At 43.2% G+C, this 25,569-nt stretch carries 25 protein-coding genes; 22 read left to right on the top strand and 3 right to left on the bottom strand.

Annotation, left to right across the window (positions count from 1 at the left end; all coding sequences use genetic code 11):
• The first annotated feature begins 110 nt into the window (after positions 1-110).
• The 22 genes from CTN01_RS20375 to CTN01_RS20270 all read left to right on the top strand — a co-directional run bounded on the left by CTN01_RS20375 (position 111) and on the right by CTN01_RS20270 (position 21,093).
• Positions 111-1,040, top strand: coding sequence for an ABC transporter substrate-binding protein (locus CTN01_RS20375; RefSeq protein WP_244156102.1), 930 nt, complete (start codon positions 111-113; stop codon positions 1,038-1,040).
• On the top strand, positions 1,033-2,067 hold the full coding sequence (locus CTN01_RS20370) for a FecCD family ABC transporter permease (protein ID WP_045150124.1): 1,035 nt from the start codon (positions 1,033-1,035) through the stop codon (positions 2,065-2,067). Before CTN01_RS20375 ends, CTN01_RS20370 begins: the two co-directional genes overlap by 8 nt.
• Positions 2,064-2,825 (top strand): ABC transporter ATP-binding protein, encoded by a 762-nt coding sequence (locus CTN01_RS20365; protein WP_045150123.1) that lies wholly within the window; start codon positions 2,064-2,066, stop codon positions 2,823-2,825. Before CTN01_RS20370 ends, CTN01_RS20365 begins: the two co-directional genes overlap by 4 nt.
• Before the next feature lie 375 nt (positions 2,826-3,200).
• The gene (gene mioC, locus CTN01_RS20360) at positions 3,201-3,647 is read left to right on the top strand and encodes an FMN-binding protein MioC (protein ID WP_045150122.1); all 447 of its coding nucleotides are present in this window, start codon (positions 3,201-3,203) and stop codon (positions 3,645-3,647) included.
• Positions 3,648-4,073: 426 nt separating this feature from the next.
• A complete protein-coding gene (mnmG, locus tag CTN01_RS20355; protein WP_045130848.1) occupies positions 4,074-5,963 on the top strand; it encodes a tRNA uridine-5-carboxymethylaminomethyl(34) synthesis enzyme MnmG in 1,890 nt (629 codons plus the stop codon).
• 10 nt (positions 5,964-5,973) lie between these two features.
• A complete protein-coding gene (rsmG, locus tag CTN01_RS20350) occupies positions 5,974-6,594 on the top strand; it encodes a 16S rRNA (guanine(527)-N(7))-methyltransferase RsmG (RefSeq protein WP_045128903.1) in 621 nt (206 codons plus the stop codon).
• Positions 6,595-6,610: 16 nt separating this feature from the next.
• Positions 6,611-7,408, top strand: a complete 798-nt coding sequence (locus tag CTN01_RS20345; RefSeq protein WP_045150121.1) for a ParA family protein — start codon at positions 6,611-6,613, stop codon at positions 7,406-7,408.
• Between the two features lie 8 nt (positions 7,409-7,416).
• Positions 7,417-8,316 carry a ParB/RepB/Spo0J family partition protein gene (locus CTN01_RS20340; protein ID WP_045130847.1) on the top strand — a complete coding sequence of 300 codons (900 nt, stop codon included), beginning with the start codon at positions 7,417-7,419 and terminating at the stop codon, positions 8,314-8,316.
• 175 nt (positions 8,317-8,491) lie between these two features.
• Complete coding sequence (locus tag CTN01_RS20335) at positions 8,492-8,881, top strand: F0F1 ATP synthase subunit I (protein WP_006647566.1); 390 nt, start codon at positions 8,492-8,494, stop codon at positions 8,879-8,881.
• 8 nt (positions 8,882-8,889) lie between these two features.
• The gene (gene atpB / locus CTN01_RS20330) at positions 8,890-9,693 is read left to right on the top strand and encodes a F0F1 ATP synthase subunit A (RefSeq protein ID WP_006647567.1); all 804 of its coding nucleotides are present in this window, start codon (positions 8,890-8,892) and stop codon (positions 9,691-9,693) included.
• Between the two features lie 64 nt (positions 9,694-9,757).
• Positions 9,758-10,015, top strand: coding sequence for a F0F1 ATP synthase subunit C (gene atpE, locus CTN01_RS20325; protein ID WP_005372317.1), 258 nt, complete (start codon positions 9,758-9,760; stop codon positions 10,013-10,015).
• Between the two features lie 79 nt (positions 10,016-10,094).
• On the top strand, positions 10,095-10,565 hold the full coding sequence (gene atpF, locus CTN01_RS20320) for a F0F1 ATP synthase subunit B (protein WP_005372318.1): 471 nt from the start codon (positions 10,095-10,097) through the stop codon (positions 10,563-10,565).
• A 16-nt stretch (positions 10,566-10,581) separates the two neighbouring features.
• A complete protein-coding gene (atpH, locus tag CTN01_RS20315; protein WP_045130846.1) occupies positions 10,582-11,115 on the top strand; it encodes a F0F1 ATP synthase subunit delta in 534 nt (177 codons plus the stop codon).
• Between the two features lie 16 nt (positions 11,116-11,131).
• Positions 11,132-12,673, top strand: a complete 1,542-nt coding sequence (atpA, locus tag CTN01_RS20310) for a F0F1 ATP synthase subunit alpha (RefSeq protein ID WP_005372324.1) — start codon at positions 11,132-11,134, stop codon at positions 12,671-12,673.
• A gap of 44 nt (positions 12,674-12,717) precedes the next feature.
• Positions 12,718-13,584 carry a F0F1 ATP synthase subunit gamma gene (gene atpG, locus CTN01_RS20305; protein ID WP_005372328.1) on the top strand — a complete coding sequence of 289 codons (867 nt, stop codon included), beginning with the start codon at positions 12,718-12,720 and terminating at the stop codon, positions 13,582-13,584.
• A gap of 32 nt (positions 13,585-13,616) precedes the next feature.
• A complete protein-coding gene (atpD, locus tag CTN01_RS20300) occupies positions 13,617-15,023 on the top strand; it encodes a F0F1 ATP synthase subunit beta (protein ID WP_005372331.1) in 1,407 nt (468 codons plus the stop codon).
• 17 nt (positions 15,024-15,040) lie between these two features.
• Positions 15,041-15,463, top strand: a complete 423-nt coding sequence (locus CTN01_RS20295; RefSeq protein ID WP_005372333.1) for a F0F1 ATP synthase subunit epsilon — start codon at positions 15,041-15,043, stop codon at positions 15,461-15,463.
• Between the two features lie 242 nt (positions 15,464-15,705).
• Complete coding sequence (gene glmU, locus CTN01_RS20290; protein ID WP_005372335.1) at positions 15,706-17,064, top strand: bifunctional UDP-N-acetylglucosamine diphosphorylase/glucosamine-1-phosphate N-acetyltransferase GlmU; 1,359 nt, start codon at positions 15,706-15,708, stop codon at positions 17,062-17,064.
• 216 nt (positions 17,065-17,280) lie between these two features.
• Positions 17,281-18,054 (top strand): DeoR/GlpR family DNA-binding transcription regulator, encoded by a 774-nt coding sequence (locus CTN01_RS20285; protein ID WP_045150120.1) that lies wholly within the window; start codon positions 17,281-17,283, stop codon positions 18,052-18,054.
• 22 nt (positions 18,055-18,076) lie between these two features.
• Complete coding sequence (glmS, locus tag CTN01_RS20280; RefSeq protein WP_045150119.1) at positions 18,077-19,912, top strand: glutamine--fructose-6-phosphate transaminase (isomerizing); 1,836 nt, start codon at positions 18,077-18,079, stop codon at positions 19,910-19,912.
• A gap of 241 nt (positions 19,913-20,153) precedes the next feature.
• On the top strand, positions 20,154-20,531 hold the full coding sequence (locus tag CTN01_RS20275; protein WP_005372339.1) for a helix-turn-helix transcriptional regulator: 378 nt from the start codon (positions 20,154-20,156) through the stop codon (positions 20,529-20,531).
• A 169-nt stretch (positions 20,532-20,700) separates the two neighbouring features.
• Positions 20,701-21,093 carry a helix-turn-helix transcriptional regulator gene (locus CTN01_RS20270; RefSeq protein WP_052666710.1) on the top strand — a complete coding sequence of 131 codons (393 nt, stop codon included), beginning with the start codon at positions 20,701-20,703 and terminating at the stop codon, positions 21,091-21,093.
• Positions 21,094-21,152: 59 nt separating this feature from the next.
• On the opposite strand, the gene ilvA is transcribed toward CTN01_RS20270, so the two are convergent.
• The 3 genes from ilvA to ilvE all read right to left on the bottom strand — a co-directional run bounded on the left by ilvA (position 21,153) and on the right by ilvE (position 25,567).
• A complete protein-coding gene (gene ilvA, locus CTN01_RS20265) occupies positions 21,153-22,706 on the bottom strand; it encodes a threonine ammonia-lyase, biosynthetic (protein WP_005372343.1) in 1,554 nt (517 codons plus the stop codon).
• A gap of 5 nt (positions 22,707-22,711) precedes the next feature.
• Positions 22,712-24,553 (bottom strand): dihydroxy-acid dehydratase, encoded by a 1,842-nt coding sequence (gene ilvD, locus CTN01_RS20260; protein WP_045150118.1) that lies wholly within the window; start codon positions 24,551-24,553, stop codon positions 22,712-22,714.
• An 81-nt stretch (positions 24,554-24,634) separates the two neighbouring features.
• Positions 24,635-25,567: a branched-chain-amino-acid transaminase gene (gene ilvE, locus CTN01_RS20255; protein WP_045150117.1), complete on the bottom strand. Its 933-nt coding sequence runs from the start codon at positions 25,565-25,567 to the stop codon at positions 24,635-24,637.
• Positions 25,568-25,569: the final 2 nt, after the last annotated feature.

Here is a 25,569-nt window from a genome sequence, read left to right as displayed (position 1 = left end):
TACACGACTGTAATTGACAGCATAATCAAAATCGCTAACTATGAGCGCCATCTTTTGTTCGCCCAAGGAAGAGCGACAAGCAGCCTTTATCATGCTTTTCGATGACTATTATGCGCCAATTTTTTCATGCTTTTTCACTGTGCACCGCTTTACTATTCAGCAGCCTAAGTTATGCTGAACAAGCAACAACCTACCCGCTTACAGTAATGGATGCGAGCCAAAAAATGGTCTCTCTAGACCATCCACCATTGCGCGTATCATCAAAAAGTATGTTCAGTGATCAGGTATTAATTGAATTACTGCCACCAGATCATATCAGCAGCTTAAGTCGATTAAGTAACGATCCGACTTACTCTTTGATCGCCAATAAATTACCGACAACGATCCCACTGCTCGATCTCAATGTTGAACGTACTATTGCCAACCAACCAGATTTACTGATTGCAGCCAATTGGAGCGACCCACAAAAAGTGAATATCCTGCGTCAAGCAGGTATCAATGTTTATGTGTTTAATACCGTGTATACATTAGCTGATATTGAAAAAAATATTCTCATGTTAGGTAAATTAGTTAATCAAAACCAACGCGCTCAGCAGTTAGTCGAGACAATGGATCGTAAATTAAAACAACACGTCATCATTCCCAAACATCGACTTACCGCCGTTGAATACACCCCATGGGGCGCATCAAGCAACCGCCAATCAACCATTAATACCATTTTTGAGCAGGCTGGCTTAATCAATGCCATTGCTGCAACCCAAGGGGATAAATACGGTCAAGTACCACTGGCAAAAGAGCAGTTATTACTTATCAATCCTGATGTCATTATTGTTCCTGGAACCTGTGGTAGAGATACCAATGATAGCAGTAACACCTTTCGTCAGGAGTTATTAAACGATCCTTCACTGCAACAATTAAACGCCATTAAACACCATAAAGTGATCTGTTTGCCTCAAGCACTACGTTCAACAGATAGCCAGTATATTGTTGATGCCATTATCTATTTAAACCATCACGTTTATGGCAAACCTCATGCATAAATTAGCAACCTCCTATCAATGGTTACTGACGAGCGTTATCTTTATTGTTACCGTTATAGCCTATCTCAGCTTAGGCTCTGTCTCTATCCCAATAACAGATATCACAGGTCTGCTGTATACTTATCTCGTCCAAGGTAGCCACGCTGCTGCGGAGCAATATCCACTCGCCAATGCTATCGTGCTTCATATTCGCCTCCCTCGAGCTTGTGCCGCCATATTAGCTGGTGGTGCATTAGCCCTTGCTGGTGCTTGTAGCCAAGGACTATTTAAAAACCCTTTAGCTAGTCCTGATATTTTAGGGATCAGTGCAGGTAGCAGTTTTGCTGCTGTTATCGCCATCGTCACTGGGATCAGTGCCACAGCTATAGGTTGGCTACCTCTTTTCACTACCATTGGCGCACTTACTAGCGCTTTATTGGTGTATATGCTCGCGGTTAAATCTCACCAACAAGGGCTATTTATTATCTTGGCAGGTCTCGCAGTATCAAGCTTGCTAGGAGGCTTAACCATGGGCGTATTGTTGACTGCGCAGCAATATGAGATCAGCGAGTTTGTCTTCTGGACAATGGGAGGATTAGACTCTCGCATCTGGCAACAGTTGCTATGGCCCACGCCAATCATTGTTATTGCAGCAATCGTGCTGTTACGGCATGGCCAAGTTTTAAACTTGCTGGCTTTAGGTGAACAAAATGCCCATGGTATGGGCGTTAATGTCAGGCGCAGCCGATTCACATTACTTGTATTAACCACCGTACTCACCGCAATGGCAATTGCGGTAGCAGGCCCAATTGGCTTTATCGGTTTAATCGTACCGCATTTGGTTCGCCTTATTTTAGGGCCAGATAATCGACGTTTATTGCCATTTTCAGCTATTTTCGGCGCCTTATTTTTATTACTGTGCGATCTTCTTGCACGGACCGTGATCGCTCCCAATGAATTAAAAACAGGGATCATTACCGCCGTTATTGGTGGCATTTATTTTATTGCCCTATTGATCCGTAGTCAGTACAAAGGGATAGCTCAATGAGTACGATCATTCAAGCCAAACACCTTTCTTTTAAGCAAGGAAACAAGCCGTTATTAACGGATATCAATTTCACAATTGGCGCAGGTGAACTGGTTGGGATTATTGGTCCAAATGGTGCAGGAAAAAGTACATTATTAAAGTGTTTAGCAGGATATTTGACGCCGTCATCTGGCGAGATATTTCTCAAAGAAGAACGACTTTCCTGTTATCGTCACCAACAACGTGCACAGCACATGAGTTATCTCCCCCAACATACAGAGCCAGCGTTCGCTTTTTTAGTCAAAGATGTAATTGGTTACGGCCGCTATAGCCACAGCAACCCAATAAGCGACAAAGAATTTAATAGAATCATCCATCAATTAAATATTGAAAAGCTATTAAATCAACCACTTAACCAGCTATCAGGAGGAGAACAACAACGAGTACACTTTGCTCGTTTATTACTTCAAAACGCTGATTGTATGTTACTGGACGAACCCACAGCCAGCCTAGATATCGGCCATGAATCTGAGCTAATGAATATCCTCGCAGCGCAATGCCAACAAGGAAAAACGGCGCTGGTGGCAATTCACAACCTCAATACTGCACTTGAGTTCTGCGATCAGTTATTACTTTTGCAGCAAGGTGAATTAATTGCCTTTGATACCCCAGATAACGTATTGACCCCTTCTCGATTACATCAGCTATACCAAAATAACATCACTATTTGCCGCCATCCGGAATCAAATAAACTTTATCTAACGCCACGAAGAAAATAGATCCTTCCTTTTTATAATAAAACGACAGGATCGGCCTTTTTATTTCGATCATAAGCCTGTGATTAAAATATCAAGATCATGTGGGTAAGATCATCAGCGTTATGTTACCCACAGCAATATGATCCCTAGCCTAAGATCTTCTATCTACTTTATAACTCGACTTTTTCTTATAAAATACCCACATTTTTTCCTCTTAATTAAGAGTTAATTTGCTGGTGGATATCAGTTAGCCATAGATAAGTGAATAAAATGGCGATAACCTACAGCAAAGAGTGTCTAATTGATGATAAAAATCATCGAAACTAACGATCAACACGAGCTAGATCTTTGCTAATTCAAAGGCTCTAGCTTTTTCTATCTATATAAAGGATAACTATGAGCTCACTTAGCCTTATTACCGGTAGTACTTTAGGTGGTGCAGAATATGTCGCCGATCATTTAGCAGAATTGCTCGAAGATAATGGCCACCAAGTTGAAGTCATCAACCAAGCAGAGTTTTCAGAGCTCGATCAAAACACTATCTGGCTAATCATTTGCTCTACTCACGGTGCTGGCGACTATCCTGATAACTTTTTGCCATTTGTAGAACAACTCACTCAACAACAACCCACACTTAACGGTGTTAAATTTGCGGTTATTGGGCTTGGTGATAGTAATTACGATACCTTCTGCGCGGCAGGTAAGAAAATAGAAGGATTATTACTTTCTTTAGGTGCAAACCAGATCGGTGAACGTCTTGATATTGATATTTCAGAGACACCAGTGCCTGAAGAGCCTGCTGAAGCATGGTTTGATAACTGGAAAAACTTAATTACTGATTAAAAAACCATCAACAGTTACTCAATTTCCAGCTTATTTCGATCTTTTTTCTGTGGATAACTATAGATCTAAACGGTGATCAACCCATAGTTATCCATTTAATAACTTATATGCCTTCCTCCCCCTGTGCATAAGTGGCTTTTTTGATCCCAGCCTATCCCCGATCAGATCCAAGCTCCTGCACAAGAAATGATCCTCCTTAAATGCATGATCATTAGGATCATTTGTCGGTTATCCACACGATCGTACGATCCTAATAGTAGATCTAACAGAAGATCTCTTTAAAAAGATCTTATATATATTTAAAGAGCGTAATTAAACTGATCAAATGATCTTGATGAAAGATTCTCTCTTGCACAGAAAAAGGATAGAATGTCCGCCCTTTGCTCGAGTTAACTCACTGGCTATTTAAATACCTGAGGAAGTTCCATGTTTTACCAGGAAAAATTTGATGTCATCGTTGTGGGTGGTGGTCATGCAGGCACAGAAGCCGCATTGGCAGCAGCCCGAATGGGACAAAAAACCTTACTGTTGACCCATAATATCGATACGTTGGGCCAAATGTCGTGCAACCCAGCTATCGGCGGGATCGGGAAAGGACACCTGGTTAAAGAAGTTGATGCCCTTGGTGGATTAATGGCGCAAGCCATTGATAAAGGTGGTATTCAATTCCGTACACTGAACTCATCGAAAGGTCCTGCAGTACGTGCTACTCGCGCCCAAGCTGATCGTGCATTATACAAAGCTGCTGTTCGTAACGTTCTAGAAAACCAAGAAAATCTAATGATTTTCCAACAAGCCGTTACTGATTTAATTGTTGAAAATCATCGTGCTGTTGGTGTTGTAACGGAAATGGGCCTAAAGTTCCATGCCAAAGCCGTTGTGTTAACTGTTGGTACTTTCCTTGGTGGTAAGATCCACATTGGTATGGAAAACTACAGTGGCGGTCGTACCGGTGATCCTGCCTCGAATGCTCTAGCGGATCGTCTACGTGAATTACCGTTACGTGTTGATCGCTTAAAAACGGGTACTCCTCCACGTATTGATGCACGCAGTGTTGATTTCAGTGTGCTTGAAGAGCAGCACGGTGATAACCCAACTCCAACATTTTCATTCATGGGTAAGTCGTCGGATCATCCACGTCAAATCCCATGTTTTATTACTTACACAAATGAACGCACACATGAAGTGATCCGTAATAATTTAGATCGTAGCCCAATGTATGCGGGTGTTATTGAAGGAATTGGTCCACGTTACTGTCCTTCGATTGAAGATAAAGTGATGCGTTTTGCGGATAAAAATAGTCACCAGATCTTCATTGAGCCAGAAGGCTTAACGACCAATGAATTATATCCAAACGGGATCTCCACCAGCTTACCGTTTGATGTACAAATGCAAATTGTTCGTTCAATGCAAGGCTTTGAAAACGCAACTATTATGCGTCCAGGTTATGCGATTGAATATGATTTCTTCGACCCTCGCGATCTAAAACAAACTTTCGAAAACAAATATATCGATGGTCTGTTCTTTGCTGGACAAATTAACGGTACGACAGGTTACGAAGAAGCGGCAGCACAAGGCTTAATGGCGGGTATGAACGCCGCGCTTCAAGTTCAAGATAAAGAAGGCTGGAGTCCTCGTCGTGATCAAGCGTACATGGGCGTATTGATTGATGATCTATCAACGATTGGTACTAAAGAACCATACCGTATGTTTACTTCTCGTGCCGAATACCGCTTATTGCTTCGTGAAGACAATGCCGATTTACGTTTAACCCCAATGGGTCGTGAGTTTGGCTTAGTTGATGATGCACGCTGGTCTCGTTTCAATCAAAAAATTGAAAACATGGAACTTGAACGTCAACGCCTGAAAGATATTTGGATCAATCCTAAGTCGGATCATGTTGATGAATTAAATAAAATCCTTAAAGCACCGATCGCTCGTGAAGCGAGTGGTGAGGATCTTCTTCGTCGTCCTGAAGTGACTTACGAACAACTGACAAGCATCGAAACATTTGCACCAGCGCTTGACGATATTGAAGCGCGTGAGCAAGTTGAAATTCAGGTGAAATACCAAGGTTATATTGATCGCCAGCGTGATGAAGTTGAAAAATCACTGCGTCATGAAACCACTAAGCTGCCATTTGATATTGATTACAGCAATGTTAAAGGTTTATCGAATGAAGTCGTGGTAAAACTGAATGATGCAAAACCTGAATCAATTGGTATGGCATCACGTATTTCAGGTATTACCCCTGCTGCGATTTCGCTGTTATTGGTTTATTTGAAAAAACACGGCTTATTAAAAAAAGGCGAATAAGGACTAAACAATGAAACAACGATTAGTACAACTTATCGCCCAAACTGAACTGCAGGTCACAGAACAGCAACTTGACCAGCTGATCGGTTATGTAGAACTGCTGCACAAATGGAATAAAGCGTATAATCTGACATCAGTCCGTGATCCTAACGAAATGTTAGTTAAACATATTATGGATAGTATTGTAGTCAGCCAATATTTAGATGGCGCTAGTTATATTGATGTCGGTACAGGACCGGGACTGCCAGGTATTCCGTTGGCTATCATGTGTCCTGATAAATCATTTACCTTGTTAGATAGCTTAGGTAAACGCATTCGTTTTATTCGCCAAGTGATCCATGAGCTAAAAATTACCAATGTGACGCCGGTACAAAGTCGCGTTGAAGAGTTTGAAGCTGGTGATGGCTTTGATGCAGTGTTAAGTCGAGCGTTTGCTTCAATGGCTGATATGGTTAACTGGTGCCACCATCTACCAAAATCAGGTGGTCAGTTCCTCGCATTGAAAGGCCAATATAACGAGCAAGAAGCGGCAGATTTGCCTGAATGGTGCTCAGTTATAGAAGTGAAATCTTTACAGGTTCCTGATTTAGAAGGTGAGCGTCATCTAGTAGTCTTGACGGCAAAGGATTAATTGTTGAGGTTTTCTTGTGGGAAGAATCATAGCGGTAGCAAATCAAAAAGGTGGTGTGGGTAAAACTACCACCTGTGTAAATTTAGCAGCATCCTTGGCTGCAACCCAACGTAAAGTGTTAGTGGTTGATCTTGATCCGCAAGGTAATGCAACCATGGCCAGTGGGGTTGATAAATACCAAGTTGATGCCACCGCTTATGATCTTTTGGTCGAGGAAACACCATTTAATGTCGTTGTTATAAAAGAAACGACGGGAGGCTATCATTTGATAGCCGCCAATGGTGACGTCACTGCCGCTGAAATAAAATTGATGGAAGTGTTTGCGCGTGAAGTACGTCTACGTACTGCACTTGCTAAGGTTCGTGATGACTACGACTATATTTTTATCGACTGTCCCCCTTCGCTAAACTTACTCACCATTAATGCCATGACAGCTTCTGACTCCGTATTAGTGCCGATGCAATGTGAGTATTTTGCTCTTGAAGGCTTAACGGCATTAATGGATACCATTAGTAAGTTAACAGCGGTTGTTAATAGTGAACTGAAAATTGAAGGTTTACTGCGCACCATGTTTGATCCTCGCAACAGGTTAGCTAACGAAGTTTCTCAACAATTGAAAAAACACTTTGGCGACAAAGTGTATCGTACCGTTATTCCCCGTAATGTCCGTTTAGCAGAAGCACCAAGTCATGGTCGTCCTGCGATGTATTACGATAAGTACTCTAGTGGTGCGAAAGCTTATTTAGCACTGGCGGGTGAAATGATCCGTCGTGATGAATTAGCATTACAAACGGTGACTTCTGAGGACGCATAAGGCTTTTCATGAATTTTAATAAACGTGGTCTAGGCAAAGGTCTTGATGCCTTGCTTTCTACCAGTGCTGTCGCACAAGCCAAGCAACAAAACCAACAACAAGTAGCACTTTCGACTTCAAACATTGATAGTGAATTACGTGAACTTTCGATAGAACTACTGCAATCAGGTCAGTTTCAGCCTCGTAAGTCGATGGCTGATGATACGCTTGCGGAGCTTGCAGAATCTATTCGAGCTCAAGGGATCATTCAACCTATTGTTGTTCGTCGTTTAGCTGATCAAAGTTTTGAAATTATTGCAGGTGAGCGTCGTTGGCAAGCGGCTAAAATCGCGGGATTAACGACGGTACCTTGCCTAGTTAAAAGCGTTGATGATCGCGCGACAATTGCTATTGCATTAATTGAAAATATTCAACGTGAAGATCTCAATGTAATAGAAGAAGCCGTTGCTTTAGCACGACTACAGCAAGAGTTTTCACTGACTCACCAGCAAATTGCTGAAGCAGTGGGTAAATCACGTGCTGCAGTATCTAACTTATTGCGTTTAAACCAATTAAGCGAGCCTGTAAAACAATTAGTCGAACAGAAAAAACTCGAAATGGGTCATGCAAGGGCTTTATTATCCTTAGATGAAGCGCAACAGTTAGCTGCTGCACAAAAAATTATCACTAATTTGTTAACTGTACGCGAAGCTGAAAAACTGGTTAAAACACTTTTACATCCAACTGAACCCAAAGAGCCTACACCAAAAAGTGAGCAAGTTACTTTGCTACAAAATAGGCTTACTGAGCAATTGGGTACTAAAGTGGCGATTAATCAAACAAAAAGTGGCAAAGGCAAAATTGTTATAAATTTCGATCAGCAAGAAAAGTTAGATCAGATACTCCAAATGTTAGAGCAAAAACTGTGATTCTAACGATGTAAACGATGAAAAAATACAATATCTGAGTGATCAAGTTAGAGTGTTGTAAAATCTGCAGACTTTTTTACTTTTATTTGATTGCAATCAATTTTATGAGCCGTATAATTTTCGCTGTTTTCCCAAGCACGGATCGTGTAAAGGAATGGACTCGAGGAACGAATACATGGTATCGACGCTAGCTAAACCGGGACGCCAATTGGCAAAACGGTTGTTGTTACTACAATCTGGCGTCGTGATAGCAACGGCATTAACGGCAGTTTTTGCTGTCAATGTTGACTGGGGGATCTCTGCATTAATTGGTGGCGGTATCTTTGTGATAGCCAATACCGTCTTTGCAATATTTGCCTTCATGTTTAGCGGTGCCAGGAATGCACGGCTAGTCATGGCGTCATTTTATGGCGGAGAAGTGCTTAAAATTCTAATCACAGTCATCCTTTTTGCCATTGCTTACCTGTATATGGGAGTGGAACTTGTTCCCCTCAAACTAACCTATTTGCTGGCCCTTGGTATTAATATTTTTGGACCGGTTTTATTCATTAACAACAACAAATAGGATGAGTTATGGCTGCGCCAGGTGAAGCGCTAACGTCTGCAAGTTATATCACTCACCACTTGACCAACTTATCGACTGATAAATTGGGCTTGGCGAGTGAAGGTAGCTTCTGGGCGGTAAACATAGATAGCCTTATATTCTCTGTTTTGACCGGTTTAGCTTTTTTATGGCTATTTCGTTCAGTAGCGAAAAAGGCATCATCAGGAGTTCCAAGTAAAGTTCAATGTTTTGTTGAAATGGTGGTTGAATTCGTTGATACCAACGTAAAAGATACTTTCCATGGACGCAATCCACTTGTTGCTCCATTAGCACTAACTATTTTCTGCTGGATTTTACTGATGAATATCATGGACCTTGTGCCAATTGATTTCATTCCGTATGCCGCACAAAGCGTGGGTATCCCTTATATGAAGGTGGTACCAAGTGCTGACGTTAACATCACCATGGCAATGGCGCTGGGCGTATTCGCATTAATGATTTACTACAGCATTAAAGTGAAAGGTCTTGGCGGTTTTGCTAAAGAACTGGCTCTTCACCCGTTCAATCACCCTATCATGATTCCGTTTAACCTACTTCTTGAAGTGGTATCGCTACTAGCGAAGCCTATCTCACTAGGTATGCGTCTATTCGGTAACATGTTTGCAGGTGAGGTGGTGTTTATCCTAATCGCGGCGTTAATGCCGTGGTGGGCTCAATGGCTAGGCTCGGTACCGTGGGCAATTTTCCACATCCTAGTCATTACAATTCAAGCATTCGTATTCATGATGTTAACTATCGTGTACCTATCTCAGGCACATGAAGACAATCATTAACGATTATTTGTAACATTTTTATTATTTTGGCACTTTAGCCGACAACTATAAACTGGAGATAGTGATGGAAACTTTACTAAGCTTTTCTGCAATTGCCGTGGGCATTATTGTAGGTCTTGCTTCCCTTGGTACAGCGATCGGCTTCGCACTTCTAGGTGGTAAGTTCCTTGAAGGTGCTGCACGTCAACCTGAAATGGCTCCAATGCTTCAAGTTAAGATGTTCATCATCGCTGGTCTACTTGATGCGGTACCAATGATCGGTATCGTAATCGCGCTGCTATTCACATTCGCAAACCCATTTGTTGGTCAGCTAGCTGGTTAATAAATCGTAATGTCAGCTTGTCTCAAGCTGACATTAAGTAGCAAATGGACTCTAGCAACCCTTTTAAAGGAGATGCGTTGTGAATATGAATGCAACTTTGCTGGGTCAAGCTATCGCTTTCTTCCTCTTCGTGGTGTTCTGCATGAAATATGTATGGCCACCGATTATGGAAGCGATTGAAGAACGTCAGAAAAAAATTGCTGACGGCTTGGCTGCCGCAGATCGCGCAGCTAAAGACCTTGACCTTGCACAAGCGAATGCTTCTGATCAACTAAAAGAAGCGAAACGTGCTGCGAGCGAGTTGATCGAGCAAGCAAACAAGCGTAAAGCTCAAATTATCGATGAAGCGAAAACGGAAGCACAAACTGAGCGTGAGAAAATCCTTGCGCAAGGTATGGCTGAAATTGAAGCGGAACGTAATCGTGCTCGTGATGAGTTAAGAAAACAAGTTGCAACTCTAGCTGTGATTGGTGCTGAGAAGATCATTGAGCGCTCCATTGATGTGGATGCTCAAGCCGATATTCTTAACAAAGTCACTGCAGAACTGTAATTAAAGGGGCAAGCATATGTCACAAATGACTACAATCGCACGCCCCTACGCTAAAGCAGCTTTTGACTTTGCGGTCGAGACGAACCAACTAGCACAGTGGGCAGAAATGCTGAACTTTGCTAGTGAAGTAGCAAAAAATGACACTATGCAGGATGTACTGGATAGCGGATTTGCTGCGGATAAGCTAACTGAAATTTTTGTTTCAGTATGCGGTGAGCAACTCGATGAATTCGGTCAAAACCTTCTAAAGGTGATGGCTGAAAATGGACGCCTTAAGGCGCTACCTGATGTCTGTGATGAATTCATGCTGATGAAACATGAGCATGAGCACACCATCGAAGCGACAGTAATTTCTGCTATTGCTTTAGATGATAATCAACTAGATGCCATTAGCGTGAAACTTGAGCAGCGTTTAGCGCGTAAAGTGATGCTGACTTGCAGTGTAGACGAGACCCTGATTGCCGGGGTTGTAATTAGAGCTGGAGACCTTGTTATCGATAACTCTGTACGGGGCAAATTGAACCGTCTGAGCGATACTTTGCAGTCTTGATTTGGGGAATTGGAGCATGCAACTTAATTCCACGGAAATTAGCGCACTGATCAAACAACGTATTGAAAACTTCAACGTTGTAAGTGAAGCGCGTAACGAAGGTACTATCGTTTCTGTAAGCGACGGTATTATTCGTATCCATGGCCTTGCTGACGTAATGCAAGGTGAAATGATTGAACTACCAGGCGGACTATTCGCACTAGCACTTAACCTTGAGCGTGACTCGGTAGGTGCAGTTGTAATGGGCCCTTATGCTTCTCTACAGGAAGGCATGAAGGTAACCGGTACTGGTCGTATTCTTGAAGTACCTGTAGGTCCTGCGCTACTTGGTCGTGTTGTAAACACACTAGGTCAGCCTATCGATGGTAAAGGTCCAATTGAAACAGAGACATTCTCTCCTGTTGAAGTAATTGCACCGGGTGTAATCGATCGTAAATCTGTTGATCAACCAGTACAAACTGGTTACAAAGCAGTTGACTCAATGATCCCAATCGGCCGTGGTCAGCGTGAGCTTATCATCGGTGACCGTCAGACTGGTAAAACAGCGATGGCTATCGATGCCATCATCAACCAGAAAAACTCTGGTATCTACTCTGTGTATGTGGCTATTGGCCAGAAAGCTTCAACTATCGCTAACGTAGTTCGTAAGCTGGAAGAGCACGGCGCACTGGAAAACACTATCGTAGTTGTAGCATCAGCATCAGAAGCTGCTGCGCTACAATACCTAGCACCATACTCTGGTTGTGCGATGGGTGAATACTTCCGTGACCGCGGCGAAGATGCACTGATCGTATACGATGACCTGTCTAAGCAGGCTGTTGCTTACCGTCAAATCTCACTATTGCTTAAGCGTCCACCTGGCCGTGAAGCATTCCCTGGTGATGTTTTCTACCTTCACTCACGTCTTCTAGAGCGTGCTTCTCGTGTAAGCGAGCACTACGTTGAGAAATTCACTAATGGTGAAGTGAAAGGTCAAACAGGATCGCTAACGGCACTACCGATTATCGAAACCCAAGCGGGTGACGTATCGGCATTCGTACCGACTAACGTTATCTCTATCACCGATGGTCAGATCTTCCTACAAACAGAGCTATTCAACGCTGGTATTCGTCCTGCTGTTGACCCAGGTATCTCTGTATCGCGTGTAGGTGGTGCTGCCCAAACCAAGATCATCAAGAAACTGTCGGGTGGTATTCGTACCGCACTTGCACAGTACCGTGAACTTGCAGCGTTTGCACAGTTCTCGTCTGACCTTGATGACGCAACTAAGAAACAGCTAGATCATGGTCAGAAAGTAACTGAACTGATGAAGCAAAAACAATACGCGCCAATGTCTGTATTTGAGCAAGCGGTTGTTATCTTTGCAGCTGAAAAAGGCTACTTGAATGATGTTGAGCTAACTAAGCTTGCTGATTTCGAAGCAGCTTTACTTTCTTACGCGAAAGGTCAGTTTGCTGAGCTTGTAGCTCAGATAGATGAAACGGGTGCTTACAACGATGAAATCGCTGCGCAGTTTGCAAAACTGCTAGAAGATTTCAAAGCGACCCAGACTTGGTAATTGGTTGGTGATCGCTTGCGATCACCTTCTAACGGAGAGTAACGATGGCCGGCGCAAAAGAGATTCGTAACAAGATCGGTAGTGTTAAAAACACGCAAAAGATCACTAAAGCGATGGAAATGGTGGCTGCTTCTAAAATGCGTAAAACGCAGGAAGCAATGGAGTCATCACGTCCATACGCACAAACTATGCGCAAAGTGATCGGTCATATCGCCCTTGGTAGCCTCGAGTATAAGCATCCTTATCTTGAAGAGCGTGAAGCCAAGCGCGTTGGTTACATCATTGTTTCAACTGACCGTGGTTTGTGTGGTGGCTTGAACATTAACTTGTTCAAAAAAGCGATCACCGATATTAAAACATGGTCAGATAAAGGTGCCGATGTTGATTTAGCGCTAATTGGTGCTAAAGCAACAGCATTCTTTAATAGCTACGGCGGTAACGTAGCAGCTCAAGTATCAGGCCTTGGTGACACACCAAGTGTTGATGAGTTGATCGGTACCGTTGGCGTTATGCTGAAGAAATATGATGAAGGCCAACTGGATCGCCTGTACGTGGTTTACAACCAGTTTGTAAATACCATGGTACAGCAACCAGTGATTGATCAATTGTTGCCTTTGCCTAAGTCAGAAGACGAAGAAATGCAGCGCAACCATTCTTGGGATTATATTTATGAGCCCGAGCCTAAACCGCTACTGGATACCTTATTGGTTCGCTATGCCGAATCACAAGTGTACCAAGGTGTGGTTGAGAACCTTGCAAGTGAGCAAGCGGCACGAATGGTAGCGATGAAAGCTGCAACAGATAATGCAGGGGATCTGATTGATGAACTGCAACTTGTGTACAACAAAGCCCGTCAGGCTGCGATCACACAAGAACTGTCAGAAATCGTTTCTGGCGCATCTGCTGTTTAAGGCAAAGAATTAATAAGTTTAGAGGATTAACGATGGCTACAGGTAAGATCGTACAGATCATCGGTGCGGTAGTCGACGTAGAGTTTCCACAGGACTCTGTACCACAGGTATACGATGCCCTTCATGTTGATGCGAAAGAGAACGGTACACTAGTACTGGAAGTTCAGCAGCAACTTGGTGGCGGTGTTGTTCGTGGTATCGCTATGGGTACTTCTGATGGCTTACGTCGTGGTTTGTCTGTTGAAAACACAGGCCGCCCAATTGAAGTGCCAGTAGGTACAGCGACTTTAGGACGTATCATGAACGTTCTTGGTCAACCTATTGATGAGTGTGGTGAGATCGGTGAGCAAGAGCGTTACGCTATTCACCGTGAAGCACCAAGCTATGAAGATCAGTCAAACGTAACTGAACTCCTAGAAACAGGTGTTAAAGTTATCGACTTAATCTGTCCATTCGCTAAGGGTGGTAAGATCGGTCTGTTTGGTGGTGCGGGTGTTGGTAAGACCGTTAACATGATGGAACTTATCAACAACATCGCCCTAAAACACTCAGGTTTATCTGTGTTTGCAGGTGTTGGTGAGCGTACTCGTGAAGGTAACGATTTCTACTACGAGATGCAGGAAGCAGGTGTTGTAAACATCGAAAAGCCTGAAGAATCAAAAGTAGCAATGGTTTACGGTCAGATGAACGAGCCACCAGGTAACCGTCTACGTGTTGCATTGACTGGCCTTACAATGGCTGAGCGTTTCCGTGACGAAGGTCGTGACGTACTGTTATTTATCGATAACATCTACCGTTACACCCTTGCAGGTACTGAAGTATCAGCACTACTAGGTCGTATGCCATCTGCAGTAGGTTACCAGCCTACTCTTGCAGAAGAGATGGGTGTACTTCAGGAGCGTATCACGTCAACGAAGTCTGGCTCTATCACGTCAGTTCAGGCGGTATACGTACCTGCCGATGACTTGACTGACCCATCACCAGCAACAACCTTTGCTCACTTAGATGCAACAGTTGTACTTTCGCGTCAGATCGCATCGCTAGGTCTATACCCTGCGATCGACCCATTGGATTCAACATCACGTATGCTTGATCCATTGGTAGTAGGTCAAGAGCACTACGACATTGCACGTGGCGTTCAGAGTCTACTTCAACGTTATAAAGAGCTAAAAGACATCATCGCTATTCTTGGTATGGACGAGCTATCTGAAGAAGATAAGCAAGCTGTATCACGTGCACGTAAGATTGAACGTTTCCTAACTCAGCCTTACCACGTAGCAGAAGTCTTTACTGGTGACCCAGGTATCTACGTAACGTTGAAAGACACACTACGTAGCTTCAAAGGCTTATTAGCGGGTGAATACGACGATATCCCAGAGCAGGCATTTATGTACTGTGGTGCGATTGAAGACGTATTAGAAAACGCGAAGAAGCTGTAAGCTAATTAGGAGGCGACATGGCAGCGATAACTTTCCATTTGGAAGTAGTCAGTGCTGAGAAACGTCTGTTCTCTGGTCGTGCTGAAAATATTCAAGTAACGGGTAGTGAGGGTGAGCTAGGTATTCATGCCGGTCACACGCCACTACTTACTGCTATCACCCCTGGCATGGTACGTATTACCAAACAAGGCGGTGAGGAAGATGTGATTTATCTTTCTGGCGGTATGCTTGAAGTTCAGCCTTCTGCAGTGACGGTATTAGCCGATACAGCTATTCGTGGTGTTGATTTAGATGCCGCGAAAGCAGAAGAAGCTAAGCGTCAAGCTGAGGAGCGTATCCATAATCAGCATGGCGATATTGACTTCGCACAGGCAGCCAGTGATTTAGCGAAAGCCATTGCTCAGCTTCGAGTGATTGAATTAACTAAACGCGCACGCTAGTCTGACGCTAAAGTAATATAAAAAGCGACCATTAAGGTCGCTTTTTTTATGGCTAAAAATCTTACTAATTGATGTTGTTCGGGGATATTTATTTTTACAAAAATGATTTTCTATTAAGACTTTTGCGAGGTATACCTGTTATTTCTTAGTGAGAATTAAACAATTACGCTTAAATCCAGTAAAACTTGACGGTACAATACCAATTAAATAACAAATTTATGCATCAAGAAGGACATCCCATCATGAGCTTCAGTGCTGTGATTTTAGCTGCGGGAAAAGGCACCCGCATGTATTCTAACTTGCCAAAAGTACTTCATACTTTAGCTGGAAAGCCGATGGTCAAACATGTGATTGACACATGTAATGATCTTGGTGCGAAAAATATTAATTTAGTTTATGGCCATGGTGGTGACACCATGCAACAAGTATTGGCTCAAGAGTCAGTAAATTGGGTACTACAAGCCGAGCAATTAGGAACAGGACACGCGGTTAATCAAGCGACCCCGAATCTTGCTGATGATGAAAAAGCATTGATTTTATACGGTGATGTGCCACTGATTAGTGCACAAACGTTAGAAAATCTACTTGATGCTCAGCCTGATGGTGGCATTGCCTTACTAACTGTTGTTCTTGATGATCCAAGTGGTTACGGTCGTATTGTGCGTCGTAATGGTCCCGTTGTTGCGATCGTAGAGCAAAAAGATGCCACTGAAGAGCAAAAGCTTATTAAAGAAATCAACACTGGTGTCATGGTTGCTAATGGCGGCGATCTTAAGCGTTGGTTAGCAGCGCTTAAAAATGATAATGCGCAAGGTGAATATTACCTAACAGATATTATTGAGATTGCCCATGATGAAGGTCGTGCCGTCGAAGCGGTCCACCCTGTTAGCCCTATTGAGGTTGAAGGTGTAAATAACCGTATTCAACTTGCACGCCTTGAGCGAGCTTTCCAAGCTCAACAAGCTGAGCGTTTATTAGAGCAAGGCGTAATGTTGCGCGATCCTGCTCGTTTTGATTTACGTGGCGAATTACAATGCGGTACCGATGTTGAAATTGATGTTAACGTGGTGATTGAAGGTAGCGTGAGCATTGGTGATAACGTCGTTATTGGCGCAGGTTGTGTGCTTAAAGATTGTGAGATTGATGATAACTCAATTATCAGCCCATACAGTGTGATTGATGGTGCAACGGTTGGTGAAGCCTGTACAGTCGGTCCATTTGCTCGCTTACGCCCAGGTACGGAACTTCAAGCTCAAGCACATGTGGGTAACTTTGTAGAAATTAAGCAAACACGTTTAGGTGAAGGCTCTAAAGCGGGCCATTTAACTTACCTTGGTGATGCTGAGATTGGTGCCAACGTCAATATCGGTGCTGGTACCATTACTTGCAACTACGATGGCGCGAACAAATTTAAAACTGAAATTGGCGATGATGTATTTGTTGGCTCTGATACTCAACTTATCGCCCCAGTTAAAGTTGCAAGCGGTGCAACCATTGGTGCCGGTGCAACGATTAATCGTAATGTCGGAGAAGGTGAGTTAGTGATCACTCGCGCACCCGCACGAACGATTCAAGGCTGGAAACGTCCAACTAAGAAGTAATGTTCAATTACGTTATCATTTTTAAAGCAGGAGTTTTCCTGCTTTTTTTATTCTTTATCTCCTATATCCATCCCTATATTCCTCTAGCTTTTTCCATTCCTATAGTTATTTCGAGAGAAAAATTATACCGAATCTGCATATTTGTTATTGATCGATTAATTTTTAAAACGCTATACTAAGTTTCAAATCGAAACTTAAAGTGTCATTTCAAAATTTATGTCTAAACGTAATACGCAACAACGACGTCATGCTATTGCTGCTATGGTTGGTATTGAAGGTGAAGTTAGTGTGGATACACTTGCTAGTCACTTCTCGACCTCTGAGGTCACAATTCGTAAAGATCTCGCGGCATTAGAAAGTTCTGGCTTATTACTGCGCCGATACGGTGGCGCCATTGCTATGCCGAGCGAGATAGTTGCAACTGACTCAGAAGAAAAGGTTTCAGAACGAAAGTTAGCGATTTCTGTTGCTGCTGCTGATCTGATCCGAGATCACAATCGCATTATCGTTGATTGTGGCAGTACAACAGCAGCATTAATTAACCTACTAAGCACTAAACAGGGCTTAGTAGTGATGACTAATTCTTTACAAGTCGCGAATGCACTGAATGCACTTGAAAATGAACCGACCTTATTGATGACGGGCGGTACATGGGATCCGCATTCGGAATCCTTCCAAGGCAAAGTTGCAGAATCCGTATTGCGTTCATACGACTTTGATCAGTTATTTATTGGTGCTGATGGTATTGATATTACGCGTGGCACAACCACCTTTAATGAGCTGACAGGGTTAAGTCGAGTAATGGCTGAAGTTTCTCGTGAAGTGGTGGTAATGATTGAGTCTTGTAAGGTTGGACGAAAAATTCCGAATTTAGAGTTAGCGTGGCAAGGGATCGATACTTTAATTACCGATGATGGCATGAGTGATGCTGATACTGTCTCGATAGAACAACAGGGTGTGCGAGTGATTCGTGCCTGTAGTGAACAATAATAAGTTGTAAAGGATAGCAGTTATGTGTGGGATTGTAGGTGCGGTAGCACAACGTGATGTAGCAGAGATCTTAGTAGAAGGCTTACGTCGACTAGAGTATCGAGGGTATGACTCAGCAGGTCTTGCCGTTGTTGATGAGCAATGTCAATTACAACGTTTACGACGTATGGGGAAAGTTCAAGCCTTAGCTGATGCCGTTAATGAGACGCAAGTTATTGGCGGAACGGGGATCGCGCATACACGTTGGGCAACACATGGCGAGCCCTCAGAAGCTAACGCCCACCCTCATGTCTCTGGTGAACATATAGCGATTGTTCATAATGGAATTATCGAGAACCACCAAGCATTACGTGAGCGATTACAACAACGAGGTTATATTTTTCATTCTCAAACCGATACTGAAGTGATTGCACATTTAGTAGAGTGGGAACTGCGAACTGCCGATTCTTTATTAGCCGCAGTGAAGCAAGCTGTTACTCAACTTGAAGGCGCTTATGGTACCGTGGTGATGGATAGTCGTGATCCGGAACGTTTGGTTGTTGCACGTTCTGGTAGCCCGCTGGTGATTGGTTTGGGTGTGGGCGAAAACTTTATTGCCTCTGATCAATTGGCTTTACTGAATGTGACTCGTCGCTTTATGTTTTTAGAAGAAGGTGATGTTGCCGAAGTCACCCGTCGTGATATTCGAGTGTTTGATCAACAAGATGAGTTGGTTGAACGCGAAGTCACCGAATCTAATATTCAGCATGATGATACGGATAAAGGTCATTATCGTCATTACATGCAAAAAGAGATCTTTGAGCAGCCAAGCGCTCTGATCAATACCATGGAAGGCAGGATCCGCAACAATCGTGTGATCTTGGAAAGTTTTGGTAATGAAGCGAAAACGATCTTTGATCATGTTGAGCATATCCAAATTATTGCTTGTGGTACCTCCTATAACGCTGGCATGGTGGCACGTTACTGGTTTGAATCTATTGCAGGAATTAGCTGTGATGTTGAAATCGCCTCTGAGTTTCGCTACCGCAAATTTGTTACCCGTCCAAATAGCTTATTAATCACCCTTTCTCAATCAGGTGAAACGGCAGATACCTTAGCGGCACTACGTTTGGCAAAAGAAAAAGGCTATATGGCTGCGATGACAATTTGTAATGTTGCAGGCTCATCTTTGGTACGTGAATCTGATTTAGCTTTTATGACCCGCGCGGGTGCTGAAATTGGGGTTGCATCAACGAAAGCATTTACTACGCAGTTAGTTGCGTTATTAATGCTTGTAACTGCGTTAGGTAAGCAGCAAGGTGCGATTGATAATGAGCAAGAAGAAAAGATCGTTCATTCATTACAGCAACTACCAAGCTTTATTGAGAAAGCATTAACGCTTGATAAGCCGATTGAACTATTGGCTGAAGAATTCAGCGATAAACAGCACGCATTATTTTTAGGTCGTGGTGAGTTCTACCCTATTGCTGTTGAAGCCTCACTTAAATTAAAAGAAATCTCGTACATTCATGCTGAGGCTTATGCGGCAGGTGAATTAAAGCATGGCCCACTTGCGTTAGTTGATGCTGAAATGCCAGTGATCGTGGTGGCACCTACCAATGATTTATTAGAAAAACTCAAATCCAATATCGAAGAAGTACGTGCTCGAGGTGGTTTACTCTATGTTTTTGCCGATAGTGAAGCAGGGTTTGAAGAGACCGACGGCATGAAAATTATGACCATGCCGAGTGTAGATGAAATCATTGCTCCGATTTTTTACACCATTCCGATGCAGTTGTTGTCGTATCACGTGGCTTTAATTAAAGGAACTGATGTCGATCAGCCTCGTAATTTAGCCAAAGCTGTGACTGTTGAGTAATGTAAAATGAGAAAAGACGCAACTTGCGTCTTTTTTATCGGTATTCTCGATATAATTTACCGTGTTGCGAAATAAAAAAATGTCTGATTATCCATACGATGTGCGATTCAAATTAAGAATAAAAGTCTGCTTTGATTTTATCTTATTGAATATTAAGAATTAAAAAAAATGAAAAATTGGCTCATCATCTGCACTGCAACAAATAGTGAAGCGTTCTTCACTATCTGATTGGAGAAGGTGTATGACAGAGCCAAAGACAAAGATTGCCGCTAGGATCAAGGAGGCTCGTGAATGGAAAGGATTAACCCAAGTACATATGGCCCAGCAGTTGAAAGTTGCTCGCCAAACGTATCTTGATCTAGAAACCGGAAAAACAGAGCCTAAAGTACGATTATTGTCTGAGATCTCGGAGATCACCGAGCGGCCATTAACTTGGTTTGTTTATGGTGATGAAGGGATAGAAATTTTGGAAAGTGAGTACAAGGAAGAGATTGATCGCTTATTGCAATTTTTTAGTCGCTTGCCACATTCTGCTCGTCACGTTATTTTGCAGCAATGCATCAACTTAGCGAGTTTCATGGCGGAATATACTCGTGCCCTAACACATAAAAATAAGTAGCCAAATCACGATAGTCATCAATGCCTACCTAACTGTTCATTTTGATCTTTTTGTTGTCTAGTTTTGGTGACAGTGAATATGGCGCATCACATTTTTGTACTAGTCCCCATAGACATCTATTTTAGCGAAGAATAGTTTAAGCAAAGTTTATGTGTTTAGTGCGGTATAAATGTCGATGATGAGTGAATATAGTGTTGAGCGTGAGATTAATAACGCTATGACAGAAATAGCGCATATTGCACAAAAGATTCGAGAAGCGAGAGAATGGAAAGGGCTCACTCAAGTGAGTATGGCTAAGCAGCTAGGTGTTGCTCGTCAAACTTACCTTGATGTAGAGTCAGGGAAAACAGAGCCTAGAATATTAATGCTAATGAATATAGCGAAGATAACAGGGCGTCCTTTGCATTGGTTTATTTCAGACGACAATACACCCGAATACGGTGATATCAATCGATTATCGCTAATGTATGCACAGGTACCTTCTCCTTTACGCCAAAAAATGATCGAACAAAATATTAATTTGATTTCCTGTTGCCTTGAATATGTTTCAGACAGTCGTTAATCATATTGATTGTTATAAAAAAGCAGCGATTACGCTGCTTTTTTTGTTATGGATGTTCATTATTGAGCAAGAAAAAACTTATAGGCTGGATTTTCTGTTTCGTCTTTCCATTGATAACCAAGTTCGCGTAAATGGCTAGTAAATGACAGTAAATCTTTGTCTTCTAGCTCAAAGCCACATAATACACGACCATAATCTGCGCCATGATTACGATAATTAAATAAGCTAATATTCCAATGACAACCAAGGGTGTTTAAAAAGCGAATAAGTGCACCTGGGTATTCAGGAAACTCAAAACTATATAAACGTTCTTTAAGCGGTTTTGATGGTCTGCCACCAATCATATAACGAACATGAACTTTCGCCATTTCGTCATCAGATAAATCGACTACCGGATATCCACCTTTTCGCAGATCTTTTATGATGCCATCAAGTTCTTCTTGGCCTTGCATTAAACGCACACCGACAAAAACATTGGCCAGTGCATCATCGTTATAACGGTAGTTAAACTCAGTTACTGCTCGCCCCCCAATTAAATGGCAGAAATCAAGAAAAGCACCCGGACGTTCAGGGATTGTAACGGCTAATAACCCTTCACGTTTTTCACCTAACTCGCAACGCTCTGAAACATAGCGTAGACCATGAAAATTCAAGTTTGCGCCTGATAAAATAGCGGCAAGTTGCTGATCGCGGATTTGGTGCTGCTCGACGTATTTTTTTAGTCCAGCCAGAGAAAGTGCCCCTGAAGGCTCAGCAATCGCGCGCGTATCTTCAAAGATATCTTTAACCGCCGAGCAAATTTCATCACTACTTACTGTCACCACATCATCAAGGTATTGCTGACATAAACGGAAAGTCTCGCTGCCTATTTGCTTAACCGCTACCCCATCTGCAAACATACCCACTTGATCTAACGAGACAGGTTTACCTGCATCAAGGGCCGCTTTTAAGCAGGCAGAATCTTCAGCTTCAACACCAACGACTTTAATTTCAGGTAATAATTGCTTTAGCAATACCGCAACGCCTGCGGCTAAACCACCACCGCCAACGGGTACAAAAACACAATCCAAATGACCGTTTTGTTGGACTAATTCAATACCGATAGTGCCTTGCCCTGCGATCACCGAAGGGTGATCGAAAGGCGGAATAAAGGTATAGCCGTGTTGTTGCGCTAATTGTTCAGCATAGCCTTTCGCTTCATCAAAGTTACTGCCATGCAGTACGACAACACCACCAAAACTACGTACCGCATCCACTTTGATATCAGGTGTGGTACGTGGCATGACAATCGTGGCTTTAACACCGAGTTTCTGACTTGATAAAGCAAGACCTTGCGCATGATTACCTGCAGAGGCTGCAATCACCCCCGCAGCTTTTTGAGGCTCAGTCAGCTGCGACATCATGTTATAAGCGCCGCGTAACTTAAACGAGTGGACCGGCTGGCGGTCTTCCCGTTTAAGTTGGATCTGATTTGCAATCCTTGCACTCAGACGAGACATATTTTGTAATGGAGTGACTTGCGCCACCTCATAAACCGGCGCTCGAAGGATATTGCGAAGATAGTCGGCTCCGCTAAGTAGCTCTTCATCCGTGGCCTGTTTCACTTCGCTCATGGTGATTATCCTTCTAGTTTAGATTTATCGCGCACTGCGCCTTTATCTGCACTGGTGGCGAGGTTGGCATAGGCTTTTAGGGCAAAAGAAACCTGACGTTCACGATCAACAGGTTTCCAACCGCGTTGGTTCGTTGCTTCACGACGTGCTGCGAGGGTTGCATCATCGACATTTAGTTTAATGCTACGGTTTGGAATATCTATCGCGATAATATCGCCATTTTCGATCAGGCCAATCGTGCCACCGTTTGCCGCTTCAGGCGAAACGTGACCAATAGATAGGCCACTGGTACCGCCAGAGAATCGACCGTCAGTGATCAACGCACACTCTTTACCAAGTCCCATAGATTTAAGGTAAGTGGTCGGGTACAACATTTCTTGCATACCAGGGCCACCTTTAGGTCCTTCATAGCGAATAACCACGACATCGCCTGCTTTCACTTTACCGCCAAGGATCCCTTCTACAGCGGTATCTTGGCTTTCAAACACCACGGCAGGGCCTGTAAAGGTTAGGCAACTTTCATCAACACCTGCAGTTTTAACAATACAGCCATCAAGTGCCATATTGCCTGACAGTACAGCAAGGCCGCCATCTTGGCTAAAGGCAAACTCTTTACTACGAATGCAGCCATTTTCTCGATCATCATCAAGGGTTTCCCAACGGCAATCTTGCGAGAATGCTTGCGTGGTACGGATACCTGCAGGACCTGCGCGGAAGAACGTTTTAATTTCTTCTGAATCCGTTACTTTAATATCGTAGTGTTTGAAGCTTTCGGCAAAGGTTTCACCCAGAATATTGTGACAATCGTTATGGAAGAGACCTGCGCGATCAAGTTCACCTAAAATACTGTAAACGCCACCTGCTCGGTGAACATCTTCCATATGATATTTCGGTGTTGATGGTGCAACTTTACATAGGTGTGGAACAATACGAGACATGCGATCAATATCGGTCATGGTGAAATCAATTTCACCTTCTTGCGCTGCGGCTAAAAGGTGTAAAACGGTATTGGTTGATCCCCCCATTGCAATATCTAATGCCATCGCATTTTCGAAGGCTTTCTTATTGGCAATGTTACGTGGCAGTGCTGATTCATCATCTTGCTCATAGTAGCGCTTCGTCAGTGCCACAATGCGTTTACCTGCATTAATAAATAGCTGCTCGCGATCTGCGTGTGTTGCCAGCATCGAACCGTTACCCGGCTGGCTTAAGCCTAATGCTTCGGTTAAACAGTTCATTGAGTTCGCCGTGAACATACCAGAGCACGAACCACAGGTAGGACAGGCGGAACGTTCGATCTGCTCACTTTGTTCATCTGACACTTTAGGATCGGCACCTTGGATCATTGCATCAACCAAATCGAGTTTGATCACTTGCTCTGAAAGCTTGGTTTTACCTGCTTCCATTGGTCCGCCAGAAACAAAAATAACCGGAATATTTAAGCGAAGTGACGCCATTAACATTCCCGGGGTGATTTTGTCACAGTTTGAGATACATACCATCGCATCGGCACAGTGGGCATTCACCATGTACTCAACAGAATCTGAAATGAGTTCACGAGATGGTAGTGAATACAACATCCCACCGTGACCCATTGCGATACCATCATCAACGGCAATAGTATTAAACTCTTTGGCAATACCGCCCGCTTCTTCGATTTGCTTAGCGACTAATTGACCGAGGTCTTTTAAGTGGACGTGACCGGGAACAAATTGGGTGAACGAGTTCACCACGGCAATAATCGGCTTACCGAAATCTTCATCTTTAACGCCAGTTGCGCGCCATAAGGCACGAGCGCCAGCCATATTTCGGCCATGGGTAGTGGTTGCTGAACGGTATTTAGGCATAACAGAAAATCCTTTTTAGAGCACTGTCGCTAATGTATTAGCGACAGCTTTGTATGTGTTGGTTTGGTTATGAAGGGGCAATTATTTTTGTGGGTAAACGTAATCTAACCAGCCCCATTTATCTTCTGTTTCACCATTGAACAGACCGAAGTAAGCAGCTTGCAGCTCTTTGGTGATAGGACCTCGCTTACCTTCACCTACGGTAATTTGATCAACGCTACGTACTGGCACAATCTCAGCAGCGGTACCTGTCATGAAGATCTCATCGGCAAGGTAAAGTGCTTCACGGGCAATGTTTTCTTCACGTACTTCGTAACCACGTTCTTTGGCTAGGATCATGATAGTGTCACGGGTGATGCCTGGTAAAATTGCGCTAGTCGTTGGTGGTGTTGAAAGAACACCATTACGAATGACAAAGATATTTTCGCCAGCGCCTTCCGATAGGTAACCATCAACACTTAATGCGATCCCTTCTGCGTAACCATGGCGACGTGCTTCGCTACCAACCAGTAGTGATGATAGGTAGTTACCGCCTGCTTTTGCAGCTGTTGGAATGGTATTTGGCGCAGCACGGTTCCAGCTAGAAATCATTGCATCGACACCGTTTTCTAGCGCTTCTTCACCTAAGTAAGAACCCCAAGGGAAAGCGGCAACAATCAAATCCATTTTTGTATCAACGGGAGGGCAAACGCCGAGGCCAACATTACCTACATAACCCAATGGACGAATGTAAGCGGAATCGAGTTTATTTACTCGGATCGTTTCACGGCAAATTTTCATTAGCTCATCGCAGCTGTATGGGATCGGGAAGCGATAAATTTTTGCCGAATTTTTTAGTCTTACCATGTGTTCTTCATGACGAAAAACGGCTGGGCCTTTTGGCGTGTTGTAGCAACGGATCCCTTCAAATACTGAAGTGCCATAGTGCATTGCGTGGGTTAAAACGTGAACATTAGCATCAGCCCAAGGCACTATCTCACCGTTAAACCAAATGTAATCTGCTGTATTTGCCATGT

It is taken from the genome of Photobacterium angustum, assembly GCF_003026365.1.
GTDB lineage: Bacteria > Pseudomonadota > Gammaproteobacteria > Enterobacterales > Vibrionaceae > Photobacterium > Photobacterium angustum.
This window is presented reverse-complemented; position numbering and strand designations above follow the sequence as displayed.